This window comes from Streptomyces sp. NPDC041970, assembly GCF_055588985.1.
In genome coordinates this window covers 3,236-18,955 of sequence record NZ_JBVJCD010000087.1, presented here as the reverse complement: position 1 = coordinate 18,955, position 15,720 = coordinate 3,236, and the positions used below count along the sequence as shown (strand labels likewise).

14 protein-coding genes are annotated in these 15,720 nt (G+C 76.3%); 7 read left to right on the top strand and 7 right to left on the bottom strand.

Annotation, left to right across the window (positions count from 1 at the left end):
- Positions 1-272: 272 nt before the first annotated feature.
- Positions 273-1,184, bottom strand: coding sequence for a PRC and DUF2382 domain-containing protein (locus ACZ6EJ_RS26595; RefSeq protein WP_469270636.1), 912 nt, complete (start codon positions 1,182-1,184; stop codon positions 273-275).
- Between the two features lie 309 nt (positions 1,185-1,493).
- Between ACZ6EJ_RS26595 and ACZ6EJ_RS26590 the strand changes: the two genes are divergently transcribed.
- Positions 1,494-2,138: an adenosylcobinamide amidohydrolase gene (locus tag ACZ6EJ_RS26590; protein ID WP_469270642.1), complete on the top strand. Its 645-nt coding sequence runs from the start codon at positions 1,494-1,496 to the stop codon at positions 2,136-2,138.
- A gap of 17 nt (positions 2,139-2,155) precedes the next feature.
- Here the strand turns inward: ACZ6EJ_RS26590 and metX are convergent, their stop codons facing one another.
- The 3 genes from metX to ACZ6EJ_RS26575 all read right to left on the bottom strand — a co-directional run bounded on the left by metX (position 2,156) and on the right by ACZ6EJ_RS26575 (position 5,972).
- Positions 2,156-3,358 carry a homoserine O-acetyltransferase MetX gene (gene metX / locus ACZ6EJ_RS26585; RefSeq protein WP_469270640.1) on the bottom strand — a complete coding sequence of 401 codons (1,203 nt, stop codon included), beginning with the start codon at positions 3,356-3,358 and terminating at the stop codon, positions 2,156-2,158.
- The gene (locus ACZ6EJ_RS26580; RefSeq protein WP_469270634.1) at positions 3,355-4,716 is read right to left on the bottom strand and encodes a bifunctional o-acetylhomoserine/o-acetylserine sulfhydrylase; all 1,362 of its coding nucleotides are present in this window, start codon (positions 4,714-4,716) and stop codon (positions 3,355-3,357) included. Before ACZ6EJ_RS26580 ends, metX begins: the two co-directional genes overlap by 4 nt.
- Before the next feature lie 383 nt (positions 4,717-5,099).
- Positions 5,100-5,972, bottom strand: a complete 873-nt coding sequence (locus ACZ6EJ_RS26575) for an RNA polymerase sigma factor SigF (RefSeq protein WP_469270632.1) — start codon at positions 5,970-5,972, stop codon at positions 5,100-5,102.
- A 463-nt stretch (positions 5,973-6,435) separates the two neighbouring features.
- Between ACZ6EJ_RS26575 and ACZ6EJ_RS26570 the strand changes: the two genes are divergently transcribed.
- From ACZ6EJ_RS26570 to abc-f, 6 genes are all read left to right on the top strand, one after another.
- Positions 6,436-7,296 carry a GNAT family N-acetyltransferase gene (locus tag ACZ6EJ_RS26570; RefSeq protein ID WP_469270631.1) on the top strand — a complete coding sequence of 287 codons (861 nt, stop codon included), beginning with the start codon at positions 6,436-6,438 and terminating at the stop codon, positions 7,294-7,296.
- Between the two features lie 151 nt (positions 7,297-7,447).
- Positions 7,448-8,608, top strand: a complete 1,161-nt coding sequence (locus tag ACZ6EJ_RS26565; RefSeq protein ID WP_469270638.1) for a PP2C family protein-serine/threonine phosphatase — start codon at positions 7,448-7,450, stop codon at positions 8,606-8,608.
- An 87-nt stretch (positions 8,609-8,695) separates the two neighbouring features.
- Positions 8,696-9,403: a TetR family transcriptional regulator gene (locus ACZ6EJ_RS26560; protein ID WP_469270629.1), complete on the top strand. Its 708-nt coding sequence runs from the start codon at positions 8,696-8,698 to the stop codon at positions 9,401-9,403.
- Positions 9,400-10,176, top strand: a complete 777-nt coding sequence (locus tag ACZ6EJ_RS26555) for an SDR family NAD(P)-dependent oxidoreductase (protein ID WP_469270628.1) — start codon at positions 9,400-9,402, stop codon at positions 10,174-10,176. Before ACZ6EJ_RS26560 ends, ACZ6EJ_RS26555 begins: the two co-directional genes overlap by 4 nt.
- A 64-nt stretch (positions 10,177-10,240) precedes the next feature.
- Positions 10,241-11,281 carry an NAD(P)-dependent alcohol dehydrogenase gene (locus ACZ6EJ_RS26550; protein WP_469270627.1) on the top strand — a complete coding sequence of 347 codons (1,041 nt, stop codon included), beginning with the start codon at positions 10,241-10,243 and terminating at the stop codon, positions 11,279-11,281.
- A 100-nt stretch (positions 11,282-11,381) separates the two neighbouring features.
- Positions 11,382-13,058 carry a ribosomal protection-like ABC-F family protein gene (gene abc-f, locus ACZ6EJ_RS26545; protein ID WP_469270626.1) on the top strand — a complete coding sequence of 559 codons (1,677 nt, stop codon included), beginning with the start codon at positions 11,382-11,384 and terminating at the stop codon, positions 13,056-13,058.
- Here the strand turns inward: abc-f and ACZ6EJ_RS26540 are convergent.
- From ACZ6EJ_RS26540 to ACZ6EJ_RS26530, 3 genes are all read right to left on the bottom strand, one after another.
- Positions 13,043-13,558, bottom strand: coding sequence for an NUDIX hydrolase (locus tag ACZ6EJ_RS26540; RefSeq protein ID WP_469270625.1), 516 nt, complete (start codon positions 13,556-13,558; stop codon positions 13,043-13,045). The two genes, abc-f and ACZ6EJ_RS26540, sit on opposite strands and share 16 nt — an antisense overlap.
- An 84-nt stretch (positions 13,559-13,642) precedes the next feature.
- Complete coding sequence (locus tag ACZ6EJ_RS26535; RefSeq protein ID WP_469270623.1) at positions 13,643-14,428, bottom strand: thioesterase II family protein; 786 nt, start codon at positions 14,426-14,428, stop codon at positions 13,643-13,645.
- 92 nt (positions 14,429-14,520) lie between these two features.
- Positions 14,521-15,501 carry a bile acid:sodium symporter gene (locus ACZ6EJ_RS26530; protein ID WP_469270622.1) on the bottom strand — a complete coding sequence of 327 codons (981 nt, stop codon included), beginning with the start codon at positions 15,499-15,501 and terminating at the stop codon, positions 14,521-14,523.
- Positions 15,502-15,720: the final 219 nt, after the last annotated feature.

Genomic DNA, 15,720 nt, shown 5'->3' with positions numbered 1-15,720 from the left:
GGTCACCCCCTCTTTTGGTGTGGAGGACAAAAGGGTGTGGTTCTCCCCTCGGTTTTGGGGACGGGGAGGAAGTCTTTGGATCTGGGGCGACGGCCCCCCCCCCCCCCCCCCCCCCCCGCCCCCGGCGGCCCTCCCGCGCACCGCGCACCGCGCGCGGCACGCGGAGGGGCCGCCGGGGGCGCCCGGACAGCCCGCCGGGCGGACTCGGAGTCACGAGCCCGCCCGGCGGCCGAGGACATGGGAGCGGCCGCACGGCCACCGATGCGCCGGGGTCAGCGGCGCCGCCGCCCCTGGCCGAACTCGCCGTCGTCCTTCCCGGCGGCCGCGTCCTCGCCGTCCGCGTAGTCGATCCTCTCCTTGCGGACCTCGGCGGAGACCTCCTTCTGCTCGGTGACCCGTTCGGTCTCCAGCCGGACCCGCTCCACCGGCACGGCCTCCTTGCGCACGGTCGCGCGCTCGGCGTGCAGCGTGACCTCCACGTCCTGATCGCGGAAGTCCGAGGTCCCGGCGGACCTCTCACCGGGCTGAAGCGGTTCGCGGACCACGCGGACCTCCTCGTGGGAGACCGGCACGGTCCGGGAGACCTCCTCGGTCACGACGTACTTGTGCAGCCGCGCCCGACCGCTCTCGTACTCCTCCGTGCCGATGTGGACCTGCTCCTCGGAGCGGATCATCTCGCCCTTCCCGCTCACGTCGGCCCCGCGGGACGCACCGGCGCCCGCCATCGGACGCGCCCCGGCGGAGGCGTCCGCGCCGCGCCCGCCCGCTCCCGCGGCGGCCTGGCCGGCGCCCATCGTGCCGGTCCCGGCCGCGGTCGGCGCGCCCGTGCCGCCCGACCGGTCGCCCGCGAGATTGCCGGACTTGCGGGTCAGCCCGTAGTGCCGGTACAGCTCCTCCTCCTCGGCGACGGAGAGGTGGGCGTCCGCGTCCACCCGCGGGGCGTCCTTGACGCGCTCCTTGGGGTGGGCGACGTGCAGGTCGGAGCCGACCCGACGGGCCCCGGCGAGCGGTACGAAGCTCTCCTTCATCCCGAACAGGCCGGTCTTGACCGTCACCCAGTCGGGCTTGCCGGTGTCGTCGTCGACGTACACCCGGCCCACGCTGCCGACCTTCTCGCCTTCGTTGTCGTACACGGTCAGACCGTCGAGCTCTCCGGAATCCGTGAAACCGTCAGCGGCACCCATGACCGATCCCTCCTCGCTCGGGCACGCCCTGTGGGTGGCTCCACCAGGTGTGGCGCGTCCGGATTCCATCGCGCCTCACCCTCATGGGCGCTGCAACCGCCCACCCGCCCGGCCCCCGGCTCCCGGAAGCCCGGCACGCGGCCCCGAGCGCGGTCGGGGGCCCCGTCCGGCCGTCGCGGGCGAGCCCGCGAACATTAGGCCGATCGGGTGAACGGGGCGGGTCCGCGTAGGATCGGTCGACCACGGCGGCCCCAGGGAAGCCGCCCATCGAGCCACCAGGGGTGCGCCATCCGCTCCGTACGCGTCGACCTGCCCGCGCAACGCGGCGAGCTGCGCCGGCGGCAGGAGGACGGGCGCCGCCTCCACCACCTCGTGTGGCGGCTGGGCCCCGGCGTGCGGGTCTGCGGCAGCGCGGTCCTCGGCGGCGGCCTCGGCCCCCGGACGTGGATCCTCAACGCGCAGGTCCCCGGCGGCTACCCCCGCCTCGACCCGGACCGGCACCTCGCCGAGATCGCCGCCGCCGAAGGGCTGACCGGCCCCGGCGCGGGACTCATGACCGCCGCCGACGTCCGGGCGTACGCGACCGGCAGCGACGGCGGCGTCACCGCGACCGCCACCAGCGGCCTGGGCGTACGGGGCTGGGCGGCGGCCCCCGACATCGGAGGCGCGCCGCACGGCCCCGGCACCGTCAACATCGTCGTCACGGTCCCCTTCCCGCTCTCCGACGCCGCCCTGGTCAACGCCGTCGCCACCGCCACCGAGGCCAAGGTGCAGGCGCTCCTGGACGCCGGGTTCGACTGCTCGGGCACCCCCACCGACGCGGTCTGCGTCGCCGCCCCCGAACCGGGCCCCGACGGCGGCGACCCCTTCGCCGGACCCCGCTCGACCTGGGGCTCGCGCATCGCCCGCGCGGTCCACACCGCCGTCCTGGCGAGCGCCCGCGCGGAGCGCTGACGGGGGACGGCGCGCCCTCACACGGGCCGGGAGGGCCCGCGCGGCGCCGGGAGCCGGGGGGCGGGGGCCGGCGGCAGCACCTCCCGTACGAGCGCGCCCACCTGGTCCGTCTCCACGAGGAAGCCGTCGTGCCCGCAGGGCGAGGCGATGGTGCGCACCCCGTCGGCCCCCGGCAGCAGCGCCGCCAGCCGCTCCTGCTGCTCCGGCGGGTACAGCCGGTCCGAGTCGACGCCCGCGACGAGGGCGGGCAGCTCCGCCCGGCGCAGGGCACGGGCGGTCCCGCCCCTGCCCCGGCCCACGTCGTGCCCGTTCATCGCCCCGGTGAGCGTCACGTAGCTGCCCGCGTCGAACCGGCGCACCAGCTTGTCCGCGTGGTGGTCGAGGTAGGACTCCACCCGGTAGCGCCCGCCCCGATCCGGCCGCTCGCCGGGCTGCGGCTCCGCGCCGAAGCGGGCGTCCAGCTCCGGCGCGCTGCGGTAGGTGATGTGGGCGATGCGGCGCGCCAGCCCGAGGCCCGTGTGCGGGCCGCCGCCCGGCGGCGCGCCGTGGTAGTCGCCGCCGCGCCAGCCGGGGTCGGACCGGATCGCGGCGATCTGCGCCGAGCCCCACGCGATCTGCTCGGCCGACGAGGCGGCCGGAGCCGCCAGCACCAGCAGGGACCCGGTGCGCTCGGGCCTGCTCACCGCCCACTCCAGGGCCCGCATCCCGCCCATCGACCCGCCGACGACGGCGGCCCACCGGTCGACGCCCAGCGCGTCGGCCAGCGCCGCCTCGGCCGCGACCTGGTCGCGCACGCTCAGGTACGGGAAGCGGGAGCCCCAGGCCGTGCCGTCCGGGCTCCGCGAGGAGGGGCCGGTGCTGCCCCGGCAGCCGCCCAGCACGTTGGGGGCGACGACGAACCAGCGGTCGGTGTCGAGCGCCCGGCCGGGGCCGATCAGCGGGTCCCACCAGCCCGGCGTCGGATGGCCGGGCCCGGCGGGGCCGGCCGCGTGGCTGTCGCCCGTCAGCGCGTGCAGGACGAGCACGGCGTTGGACCCGTCCGGCGCCCGCCGCCCCCAGGTCTCGTACGCGATGCGCACCCCCGGCAGCCGGACGCCGGACTCCAGGGGCAGCGGGTCCGCGAGCGCCGCCCAGCGGAGGCGGCCGGGCGGGTCCCCCTCCCGCCGGCCGCCGGAGGCCGGCGGGAGGGGGTGTGCGCGGTGCGCGGCCGTCCGGTTCAGGACGCCGCCTTCGCGGCCCGGAACCCCGCTTCGAGGTCGGCCTTGAGGTCCTCCGCGTTCTCCAGCCCCACCGACAGCCGCACGAGCCCCGGCGTCGCGCCGGTGGCGGTCAGCTCCTCCTCGGAGAGCTGGCTGTGCGTCGTCGAGGCCGGGTGGATGATCAGGCTCCGTACGTCGCCGATGTTGGCGAGATGGCTGAAGAGCTCGACGCCGTCGACGAACCGCCGGCCGTCCTCCAGCCCGCCCCGCAGCTCGAACGAGAGCACGGCGCCGGCGCCGCGCGGCAGGTAGCGCCGGGCCGCCTCGTACCAGCGGCTCGACTCCAGGCCCGCGTAGTGCACGGCGGCGACCTCGTCGCGCCCCTCCAGCCAGCGGGCCAGCTCCAGCGCGTTGGAGGTGTGCCGCTCCAGTCGGAGGCTGAGCGTCTCGATGCCCTGGAGCAGCAGGAACGCGGAGTGCGGGGAGAGCGCCGGGCCCAGGTCGCGCAGCAGTTGGACGCGGAGCTTCACCGCGAACGCGCTCGGGCCGAGGTCCGGCCAGTAGCGCAGCCCGTGGTAGCTCGGGTCGGGCTCGTGGAAGCCGGGGAAGCGCTCGGCGTGCGCGCCGAAGTCGAACGTGCCCGCGTCCACCACCACGCCGCCGATGGTGGTGCCGTGTCCGCCGAGGAACTTCGTCGCGGAGTGCACCACGATGTCCGCGCCGTGCTCGACGGGCCGCAGCAGGAAGGGCGTCGGCACGGTGTTGTCGACGATCAGCGGCACCCCGGCCTCGTGCGCGGCGTCCGCCACGGCCCGGACGTCCAGCACGTCGCCGCGCGGGTTGCCGAGCGTCTCGGCGAAGAACGCCTTCGTCTCGGGCCGGACGGCCGCCCGCCACGCGTCGGGGTCCTCCGGGTCCTCGACGAACGTCACCTCGACGCCGAAACGGGGCAGCGTGTGGCGGAAGAGGTTGTACGTCCCGCCGTACAGGGACGGGGAGGAGACGATGTGGTCCCCGGCGCCGGCCAGCGTCAGGATCGCCAGGGTCTCGGCGGCCTGCCCGGATGCCACCGCGACGGCGGCGACCCCGCCCTCCAGGGCGGCGACGCGCTGCTCCAGGACGTCCTGGGTGGGGTTGTGGATCCGGGTGTAGATGTTGCCGGGCTCGGTCAGCGCGAACACGTCGGCGGCGTGCCGGGTGTCGCGGAAGACGAAGGAGGACGACTGGTAGATCGGCACCGCGCGGGCGCCGGTCGTCGGGTCGGGGGCCGCGCCGGAGTGGATCTGCTTCGTCTCGAACGACCAGGCCGCGCCCGGCTCCTGGCGCTCCTGGTCCTCGGGGGTGTGGCCGGCGGTGACGGCGTCGAGGGGCTGGCTCATGGGATTCCTCGCCTGGTGCGGTGACGGTCTGGATACGGACCGTAGAGCGCGCCGGACCGTCCCGGAAGCGTCCGGTCCGTCCCGCCAGGAACCCGCAACGGCGGGTCACGGGGCGCAACACGGCCGCAACGAGGACGCCTCGCCGCCGGCGGAGCGACCACGCGCGGCCTCCCGTGACACCACAGCGCCCGTAGGGCCGCGAGGGGCCGTACGGGCGCTGTGGTCCGCCGCTCGGAGCACGGACCGGACCGGGGGGCGGGGTCCGGTGCGTGCGGACGCGAGGCGGAGCGGCTGTGGTGCCGGGGACGCGCGCGCCGGGCCCCGTGGGCCCGGCGTGGGCCGACCGAGGGTCCCCGGCCCCGGCCGGGTCGGTCCGGCGTCGGTCACTCCTGGACGAGCATCCCGCTGCGCAGCCGGTCCAACATGCGGCTCAGCAGCCGGGAGACGTGCATCTGCGAGATCCCCAGCTCCGCGCCGATCTGCGCCTGGGTCATCTCCTGGCCGAAGCGCATGTCGATGATGCGGCGCTCGCGGTCGTCCAGTTCGCCCAGCAGCGGGGCGAGGGCGTGGAGGTTCTCGACGGCCTCCATCGCGGGGTCCGGCTCGCCCAGCACGTCGGCGAAGGTCCGCCCCGCCGTCTGCTGGGTCCCGGCCTCGGTGGTGTCGGTGGGCATGTCCAGGGAGCCCGCCGTGTAGCCGTTGGAGGCGACGATGCCCTCGGTGACCTCGGACTCCTCGATCCCCAGGTACTCCGCCAGCTCCCGCACGGTGGGATCCCGGTCGAGGTCGGCCGCCAGGATCTCCTTCGCCTTGGCGAGGTCGACCCGCAGCTCCTGGAGGCGGCGGGGCACGTGGACCGCCCAGCTGGTGTCACGGAAGAAGCGCTTGATCTCCCCGACGATGTACGGCACGGCGAACGACGTGAACTCGACCTCGCGCGACAGGTCGAACCGGTCGATCGCCTTGATCAGCCCGATCGTCCCGACCTGGATGATGTCCTCCATGTCGCCGCTGCCCCGGTTGCGGAAGCGGTTGGCGGCGAACCGCACGAGCGAGAGGTTCATCTCGATCAGCGTGTTGCGCGCGTACTGGTAGGCGTGCGTGCCCTCCTCCAGGACCTGGAGGCGGTCGAAGAAGAGGCGCGAGAGCCGGCGCGCGTCCATCGGGGCGACCTTCCCGGCATCCTCGATCCACGGAAGCTCCTCCGTGGCGCCCGCCCGCGCCGTCCCGGTCATCTGCGCACTGTTCATCGTCATTCGACACGCTCCCCTGCTCGTAGGCCGTGAGGTCTACTCGCCTGCCCCGAGGTTCGGCTCCCATGCCTGTGCGATCAGGTCGATCCGGTCACAGGTAACGAGAGGGCCGGAAAGGGACGCCGTCCGGCCCTGAAGCGGCGTCACGAACGGGCCGGGTCCGACAGGGACCGCAGAACCGCCCCACCGGTACGGGGGAGCCCGGTGGGGCGGTCGCCACCAGAGTGCCACAGGCGGGGGGCGGTTGGGACCGGAGCGGCGCGTATTGGTCTACGGATGAGTCGAATTCGCCGCCGCCCGAGTGCGGGCGCCCCGCCGACCCGCGCCGTCCGGCCCCGTCGTGCTACGGCCCTGTGAACAACAGGGGCGCCGCGGAATACGGCACGGGCGCACGGCCTTGCGTCGATGGCGGGCCCGGCGCAGGGCCCGCCGCCGAGCAGGCGCGAGAGAGGCGAGAGGGACCGGGATGACGAGGGAGCACACGGACGAGGCGTCGTACGGCACGGCGCGCGCGGAGACGGACAGCGGCGCGGGCGGGCCCGCGAGCACCGCCGCGCCCGCCTTCCGCCCGGCGGCCCGGCCCCGGACCGAGGCGCCGGGGCCCCCGGCCCGCCCGCACCGGCCCCATCCGCTGGACAACCCGGCCCGCTCCTCGCTCACCGGCCCGCACGCCCGGTTCGCCGAGCGCCGCGGCCGCGTCCTGCGCTACCCCGTCGACGTCACCCCCTGGCTCGCGCTGCCCGACGCCCCCGACGCGCGGGACTGGGCCGACGTCGCGGCGCTCGCCGGAAGCGGCGGCTCCATCACCCTGACGGCCTTCCGGGAGCCGCCGCCGGAGGACTGGGAGATCGTCTTCCGCGCCGAGGGCGTCCAGATGGTCGACGCGGGGGTCGCCGCGGCCCCCGACCCGGAAGCGGTGCGGCTGGGCCCGGCGGACGTGCCGGAGATGCTGGACCTGGTGGCGCGCACCCGCCCCGGCCCGTTCCTGCCGCGCACCGTCGAGCTGGGCGTCTACCTGGGCGTCCGGCGCGGCGGGGCCCTGGTGGCGATGGCGGGGGAGCGGCTGCACCCGCCCGGCTGGACCGAGATCAGCGGCGTCTGCACCGACCCGTCGGTGCGGGGGCAGGGGCTGGCCGGCCGGTTGGTGCTGGCCGTCGCCCACGGGATCAGGGAGCGCGGCGAGACCCCGTTCCTGCACGCGTCGGCCTCCAACACCGGGGCGATCCGGCTCTACGAGTCGCTGGGCTTCCGGCTCCGCCGGCGTACGGAGTTCCTCTCCGCCCTCGTCCCCGCCGCGCCCCGCGCCGCCTCGCCCGCACCGGGCTGACCGGGCCGGGGCCCGCGGCCCGGACGGGACCTTCGGCGCGCCGCCGGGGCCCTCCGCCCCTGTGCGCCGGAGCCCGGTTCCCGGTCCACTGGTAGGGACCGGTCGCACCCGCGGGCGGTGCCGAGGACCACCGGGAGGACGGACCGTGCCCATGGGGAAGCTGCGCGCGGCTCACAGGCAGCGGGCCGCGCGGAATCGCCACAGGGCTCTGGCCAGCACGGACCCCGCCATCGCCGCGGCGACGGCGAGCCGGATCAGTGACTGGGCGCTGCTCGGCGGGCTGACGGCCCTGACCACGCTGGTCGTGCTCCTCGACGTCACGACCGGCCATGACCTGCGGATCGTCCCGCTGCTCGTCGTGGTGCCCGCCCTGGCCTCCGTCTTCTGCACCGTCCGGCAGACGGCCTGGGTCGCCGTGTGGATCACCACGGTCGTCGTCGGCTTCCGGGCCGGGGCGGACGGCTCCTTCTGGGACTTCGTCTTCGGCATCGGCTTCGCCGTGCTCGCCTGCGTCCTCGGGGTCGCCGCCTGCGCGGCCCGCATCCGGCACGCCACCGAACGGGCGAAACTGCGCTCGACCGCCGTGGCCCTGCAGCGCCAGATCCTGCGCCCGCTGCCCGTGGTGACCGACCACATCTCCGCGCACGGGCTCTACGAGCCGATCGAGGAGGACCGCTTCGTCGGCGGCGACGTCTACGAGGTCGTCGAGTCGCCCCACGGGACCCGAGTGATCATCGGGGACGTCCAGGGCAAGGGGCTCGCGGCCATCGGCGTCGGCTTCGCGGCGATCGCCGCGTTCCGCCAGGCGGCGATCCGCGAGGCCACGCTCGCCGGCGTGGTGGAGGCCCTGGAGGACGCCGTCGTCCGGCACAACGCCTTCTCCGCCCAGACCGGCGACACCGAGCGCTTCGTGACCGCGCTGGTGCTCGGGTTCGACCGGGACGGCCGGGTGGAGGCGGTCAACTGCGGCCACCTGCCGCCGAGGCTGCTCCACGAGGGCCGCGTCTCGGTGGTCCCCCTCCACCGGACGTACGTGCCCCTCGGCCTCGCCGGGCTCAGCGGGGAGACCCGTACGGCAGAGTCGTTCCCCTTCCCGCCCGGCGCGACGCTCCTCGTCGTCACCGACGGGGTGACCGAGGCCCGCGACGCCGCCGGGGCCTTCTACGCCCTGGACGAGCGCGCCGCGCCGTGGGCCGGGCACGAGCCGGGCGACCTGCTCGACGCGCTCCAGGCCGACCTGGCGGTCTTCACCGAGGGCGTCCGGCGCGACGACGTCGCCGCCCTCGCCCTGCGCCGCGCGCCCGAGGTCTGAGGCGCCTGCCCGTCGGAGGGCGCCCCCCGCCGATGTCCCCGTGGGACTCGTGTCGCGCGGGGACATTTATGGGTGTACGGTGCACGTATGTGCCCGGAACGGACGATCCCGGAACGGCGCGGCCGCAAGGCCCGCCGCACCCGCGACACCCTGGCGCGGGCCGCGTTCGAGCTGGTGCTCGACCGGGGCCTGCGGAACGTGACGGTCGAGGAGATCGCGGCGGCCGCCGACGTCGACCGCCGTACGTTCAGCCGCTACTTCACCGGCAAGGAGGCGGCCGCCCTCGACTCCCTGCGCGGCGACGCCGACCGCATCAACGCGGCCCTGCGCGCGCGACCGGCGTCGGAGCCCCCGCTCCTCGCCTACCGGCGGGCCGTCCTCGACTGGCTCGGCGACCCGGCGGCGCAGCCCTGGCACCGCCGCCCCCGGATCTTCGACCTCCTGGTCGTCGCCGAGGAGGAGCCGACCCTGTACGCGGCCTTCCACCACATCCGGGCGGACGCCCAGGAGGACTCGGTCGCCATCGTCGCGGACCGACTCGGCGTCGATCCCCGGCGGGACATCCGGCCCGCCGTGACCGTCGCCGCGGGGGCGGGGGCCCTGCTCGCCGCCCAGGCCGCCTGGGTGCGCGGGGGCCGCCCCGACGCCCTCCCCGAGCTGGTCACCGAGGCGTTCGACGCCCTCGGCGCCGACCTGCTCGGCGTCCGCGCCCCGGCCGGGGTCCCGGAGCAGCACACCCCCGCCGACAGCACCACCAGCACCACCAGCACCCCGGAAGAGGAGAGGACACCATGAGCACTGCCCAGACCCCCACCCCCGAGGCCGAGTTCGCCGGCCGCACCGCCCTCGTCACCGGCGGCGCCTCCGGCATCGGACTCGCCCTCGCCCGGCGGCTGGCCGCCGGCGGCGCGGCCGTCGTCGTCGCCGACTACGACGAGGAGAACGCCCGCAAGGCCGTGACCGAGCTGGAGGGCGCCGGCGCACGGGCCGCCGCCGTCGCGATGGACGTCACCGACCCGGCCTCCGTCGAGGCGGGCGTGCGGTTCGCCGCGGACACCTTCGGCGCCCTCCACCTGGCCGTGAACAACGCCGGGGTCGCGGGCCCCACCAGCCCCATCGGGGAGTACCCGATCGACGGCTGGAACCGCGTCGTCGCCACCAACCTCAGCGGCGTCTTCCACTCGATGCGCTACGAACTCCCCGCCATCCTCGCCGCGGGCGGCGGCGCCATCGTCAACATGTCCTCCATCCTGGGCACCAACGGCTTCGCCGGCTCGGCCGCCTACGTCGCGGCCAAGCACGGCGTCGTCGGCCTCACCAAGACCGCCGCCCTCGAGTACGCCGCGCACAACGTCCGGATCAACGCGGTCGGCCCCGGCTTCATCGACACCCCGCTGCTGCGCGACGCGGACCCCCAGGCCCGCGAGCACCTCATCTCCCTGCACCCGGCCGGCCGCCTCGGCACCGCCGAGGAGGTCGCCGAACTCACCGCGTTCCTCCTCTCCGACCGGGCCTCCTTCGTCAACGGCAGCTACCACCTGGTGGACGGCGGCTACTCCGCCCCGTGACCCCCGAGTGGCGGGCCGGGGCGGCGGGGGCGACAAAGAGAACAGGAACAAGCGAGGAGATCCGATGAGAGCCGTCCAGTACCGCGCCGTCGGCGCGGCCCCCGAGGTCGTCACCGTCCCGGACCCCGAGCCCGGCCCCGGACAGGTCATGCTCAAGGTGACCGCCGCCGGCGTCTGCCACTCCGACTTCGCGGTCATGAGCCTGCCCGCCGACCAGATCTCCTTCCCGCTGCCCCTCACCCTGGGCCACGAGGGCGTCGGCACGGTCGCCGCCCTCGGCGACGGCGTCGACCACCTCACGGTCGGCGACTCGGTCGCGGTGTACGGGCCCTGGGGCTGCGGCGCCTGCGTCAACTGCGCCGAGGGCAAGGAGAACTACTGCCCGCGCGCCGCGGAGCTGGGCATCATGCCGCCCGGCCTCGGTGCGCCCGGCGCGATGGCCGAGTACATGATCGTGGACGACCCCCGCCACCTCGTGCCGATCGGCGCCCTCGACCCGGTGAAGACCGTGCCGCTCACCGACGCCGGACTGACGCCGTACCACGCGATCGTGCGCTCGCGCGCGAAGCTGACGCCCGGTTCGAGCGTCGTCGTCATCGGCGCCGGCGGCCTCGGGCACCTCGCGATCCAGCTCCTGCGCGCCATGACGGCCGCCCGGATCATCGCCCTGGACGTCACCGAGGACAAGCTCGCGCTGGCCAGGACCGTCGGCGCGCACGAGACCGTCCTCTCCGACGACAAGGCGGCCGCCCGCGTCCTGGAGCTGACCGGCGGAGGCGGCGCGCACGTCGTCCTCGACTTCGTCGGAGCGCCGCCCACCGTGAAGACCGCCGGAGCCGTCGCCCGCGTGGACGGGGACGTCACGATCGTCGGCATCGGCGGCGGCGCCCTCCCGGTCGGCTTCGGCGCCCTGCCGTACGGCGTCTCGGTCACCGCCCCCTACTGGGGTTCGCGCAAGGAGTTCGTCGAGGTCCTCGACCTGGCGCACACCCAGGCGATGGACGTGCACGTGGAGACGTACTCCCTCGACGAGGCCCCGCTCGCCTACGAACGCCTCCACGAGGGCCGCGTCAAGGGCCGCGCCGTCATCCTCCCCAACGGCTGACACCGCCGCGCCCGCCGCCGGCCGTACCGCTGTCCGGCATCCACGCCCGCCCCGCGCCCCCGTGCGCGCCGGTGCGGGCCGCCCCAGGGAAAAGGCGCCCATGCACCCCCAGCGCGACCGCGCTCAACTGACCATGAAGGACGTCTCCAAGGCGTACGGGGACCGCCCCGTGCTCGACCGGGTGACCCTCACCGTCCGACCCGGCGAGAAGGCCGCCGTCATCGGCGAGAACGGCTCGGGCAAGTCCACCCTCCTGCGCCTGCTGGCCGGGGCCGAGCAGCCGGACGGCGGCGAGGTCACCGTCCGCTTCCCCGGCGGCACAGGCCACCTCGCCCAGACGCTCGCCCTCGGCCCGGCCCGCACCGTGCGGGACGCCGTGGACGCGGCCCTCGCCGACCTGCGCGCCCTCGAACACCGCATCCGCGAGGCCGAAGCCGCCCTCTCGGCGCGCGCACCCGGCGACCCCGGCCCCACCGACGCGGAACTCGCCGCGTACGGAGACCTCCTCACCGCCTACGAGGACCGCGACGGCTACCGGGCGGACGCCCGCACCGAGGCGGCCCTGCACGGCCTCGGCCTCGCCCGCGTCGGCCGCGACCGGGCGCTCGGCACCCTCTCCGGCGGCGAGCGGTCCCGCCTGGCCCTGGCGTGCGTCCTGGCCGCCGCCCCCGAACTGCTGCTGCTGGACGAGCCGACCAACCACCTCGACGCCCGAGCCGTCGGCTGGCTGGAGGAGCACCTGCGCGCCCACCGGGGCACCGTCGTCGCGGTCACCCACGACCGCGCGTTCCTGGAGCGGGTCACCTCGGTCATCCTGGAGGTCGACCGCGACCGGCGCACGGTCACCCGCTACGGCGACGGCTGGGAGGGCTACCGCACCGCGAAGGCCGCCGCCCGCCGCCGCCGGGCCCAGGAGCACCAGGAGTACCTGGCGGAGCTGGCCCGCACCGAGGAGCTGGTCGAGGCGGCCGGGCGGCGGCTCGCCGGCACCGGAAGGGACCCGAGGCAGGGCTTCGGCAAGCACCGCCGCTCCCACGAGGCGAAACTCTCCGTCCGGGTCGGGGTCGCCCGCACCCGGCTGGAGGCGCTGCGCCGCTCGCCCGTGCCCGCCCCGCCGGCCCCGCTCGCCTTCACCGGCCGCCCGGAACCGGCGGCGGAGAGCGGCGAGGGGGCAAGGACGCTCGTCGCCCTGGACGCCGTCTCCGTGGGCGACCGGCTGCGCCTGTCCTCCCTGCGGGTGGAGTCCGGGGCGCGCCTGCTGGTCACCGGGGGGAACGGGGCGGGCAAGACCACCCTCCTGCGCGTCCTCGCGGGCGACCTCGCCCCCGACACGGGCACCGTCCACCGGCGGGCCCGGATCGGCTACCTGCCGCAGGAGCTCCCCGCCCGGCCGACCCGGCGCACCCTGCTCGCCACCTTCGCGGCGGGCCGCCCCGGCTTCCCCGACGCGTACGCCGACGACCTGCTGGCCCTCGGGCTCTTCCGCCCCGAGGACCTGGCCGTGCCCGTCGCGGCGCTCTCGGTGGGCCAGCAGCGCCGACTCGCCCTGGCCCGCCTGGTGACCCGCCCGGCCGATCTGCTGGTGCTGGACGAGCCCACGAACCACCTCGCGCCGAGCCTGGTGGAGGAGGTGGAGCAGGCCCTCGCCCGCTACCGGGGAGCGGTCGTCGTCGTCTCGCACGACCGCGCCTTCCGGGCCCGCTTCGCCGGCGACGTCCTGGAGCTGCGCGACGGCCGCCCGGCGGACCCGGACCCCAGGGCTCAGACCCGGTCCTGACCCCCGGGGGAGCCGCCCGCGCCGAGCACCCGAGCGCGCAGCCGGTCCACGAAGACCCGCTGCCCGGCGACCAGCCGCTCCGCGGCCTGCTCCGGCGTGCACCAGGCGAACCGGTCCATCTCCGGGAACTCCCGCCGCACGCCGGAGCCGCGCGGCCACTCCATGGTGAACGTCCCCGGCGCCACGGACGCCACGTCCAGGTCCCCCTCCAGCGCCCACACGACCACCCGCTTGCCGCTGCGCTGCCGGGCCTCGCCCAGAGCGATCCACTCACCCGGCGGGACCGGGACCCCCGACTCCTCCTCGAACTCCCGGCGGGCGGCGGCCGCCGCCTCCTCGTCGGGGCCGTACTCGCCCTTCGGCACCGACCAGGCGGCCGCCTCGCGCCCCGACCAGAACGGGCCGCCCATATGCCCGAGCAGGACCTCGACGTCCCGGCCGTCCCCGGCCCCGGTGACCCGGAAGAGAAGGAGCCCCGCACTGCGTCCGACCGTCGACATGCCGTCCAGTCTGGTGGGGGCGGACGCGGCACGCCACGCGTGGCCCCGCCCGTCCGCGTCCCCCACCACGACAGGGGCGCGGGTTCAGCCGAGGGCCCGCGACGCGCCGAGCCTGGCGGAGAGGTCGGCCACGAGCTCCGGGACCCGGTCGGCCAGATAGAAGTGCCCGCCCGCGAAGGACCGCACGGCGAACGACGAGCGGGTCAGCGACGACCAGGCCCGCAGGGCGTCCGCGTCGACCCCCGGATCGTCGACGCCGTAGTACGCGACCACCGGGACGTCCAGCGCGGGGCCGTCGACCGGCAGCCGGTGCCGGCTGATCAGGCGGTAGTCGGCGCGTACGGGCGGCAGCAGCAGCTCGCGCAGCGCCGGGTCCTCGAACAGCCGCCGGTCGGAACCGCCCAGGCGGACCAGGTGGTCGACCAGGTCGCCGTCGGTGGCGGCGAACAGGTCGTTCGGCCTCTCCCGCCCCGGCCCCGGCCGGCTGGAGACGAACAGCGCCGCCGGCGCCCCTCCGTTCCGCGCCCGCAGGCGCAGGGCGACCTCGGCGGCCACCGACGCGCCCATGCTGTGGCCGAAGAACGCCAGGGGAGCGCCCCGCAGCGCGGCGCACGCCGGGGCGAGGGAGTCGGCCAGCGCCTCCATGGTCTCCGCCGGAGGCTCCCGCAGCCGGTCCTCCCGACCGGGGTAGCGGACCGCCAGCAGCTCCACGCCGTCCGGGACATGGCGGGCCCACGTCCGGAAGAAGCCGGCCGTGCCGCCCGCGTGGGGAAAGCACACCAGGCGGACACGGGGGTCCGGGCACGCCCGCAGCACGCGGAACCACCGCTGGACCAGCCCCTCGTCCCCGCCCGTCTCCCAGCCGTCCATCCCCGCTCCCCCAACGCGCCGTCACCGGCCGAAGGCCCCGGCAGGCCCCGGTCCGCACGCCCACCCTACGGGCTGCCCGTCGGCGCCGCGGTTCACTCCCGGAGCGGAAGCAGCCGGGGCACCGCCCGTACGTAGACCACCATGCCGACCACCTCGACCAGGGTCTGGGCGACCACGACCACCGGGGCGACGGCCAGCGCGTCCGGCAGCGCCAGGGCGAGGGGGAGGACCACCAGGGAGTTGCGCGTCGCGCCGCTGAACACGATCGCCCTCCCGGCGGGCACGTCGAGGCGGAACAGACGGGCCGTGCCGAGCCCGGCGAACGCCATCACCAGGAGGAAGAGCGCGTAGAACGGCACCACGCGCGCCACGTCCGCCAGGCCGCCGGCGTCCCCGAGCCGGGGCGCCTGGGAGGCGACCACCGCGAACAGGACGGCGGCCATCAGCGGCACCATCGCCGCGCCCAGCGCGCCGACGGCCCTGCGGCCGGCCGCCCGCCGCGCCGCCCACGCCTGGGTGAGCCACGCCAGGGCCAGCGGGACCGCGATCAGCACGGCGAACGCCTCGACGAACGGCCCGGCCTCCACCACGCCCGCCAGGTCCGGACCCATGAACAGCGGCAGAAGGCCCGGCAGCAGGACCATCTGCGCCAGCAGCAGCAGGGGCGTGGCGGCCAGCAGCCGCCGGCTGTCGCCCCCGGCGAGCCCGCTGAAGACGATCACGTAGTCGACGCAGGGGGCCAGCAGCACCAGCAGCACGCCGAGGCGGACGGCCGGGTCCTGCGGCAGGAAGGGGAACATCGCGGCGACCACCAGCGGCACCACGACGAAGTTCACCGCCAGCGCGGCGGCCGTGAACCTGCCCACGCGCGCCGACCGCGCCAGCTCGGCCGCGGGCACCTGCAGGAACGTCACGTACAGCAGCGCGGCCAGCGCCGGAGCGACGACGCGCGCCAGGGCGGGGCCGGCCTCGGGCACGCCCCGGCCGACCAGGCCCCCGGCGGCCAGGGCCCCGACGTAGACGGCGACCTGGTGGCGCTCCACGGCCGCGACCAGGGCGGATGACGACGACAACGGACGTACTCCTCGCACGGGACGTCCGCCCGGCGGACCGCTCCCGCTCCGTCCGAGGCGGGCGCGATCCGTCCGGCCTCCGGGACCGGCCGCGGCGGCGGGGGCGGGACAGCAGCGTACGAGGCGGGGGCGGGGGGGGGGGGGGGGGGGGGGGGGGGGGGGAGGGGGGGGGGGGGGGGGGGGGGGGGGGTGGGTTGGGGGGGGGGGGGGGGTGGTCGG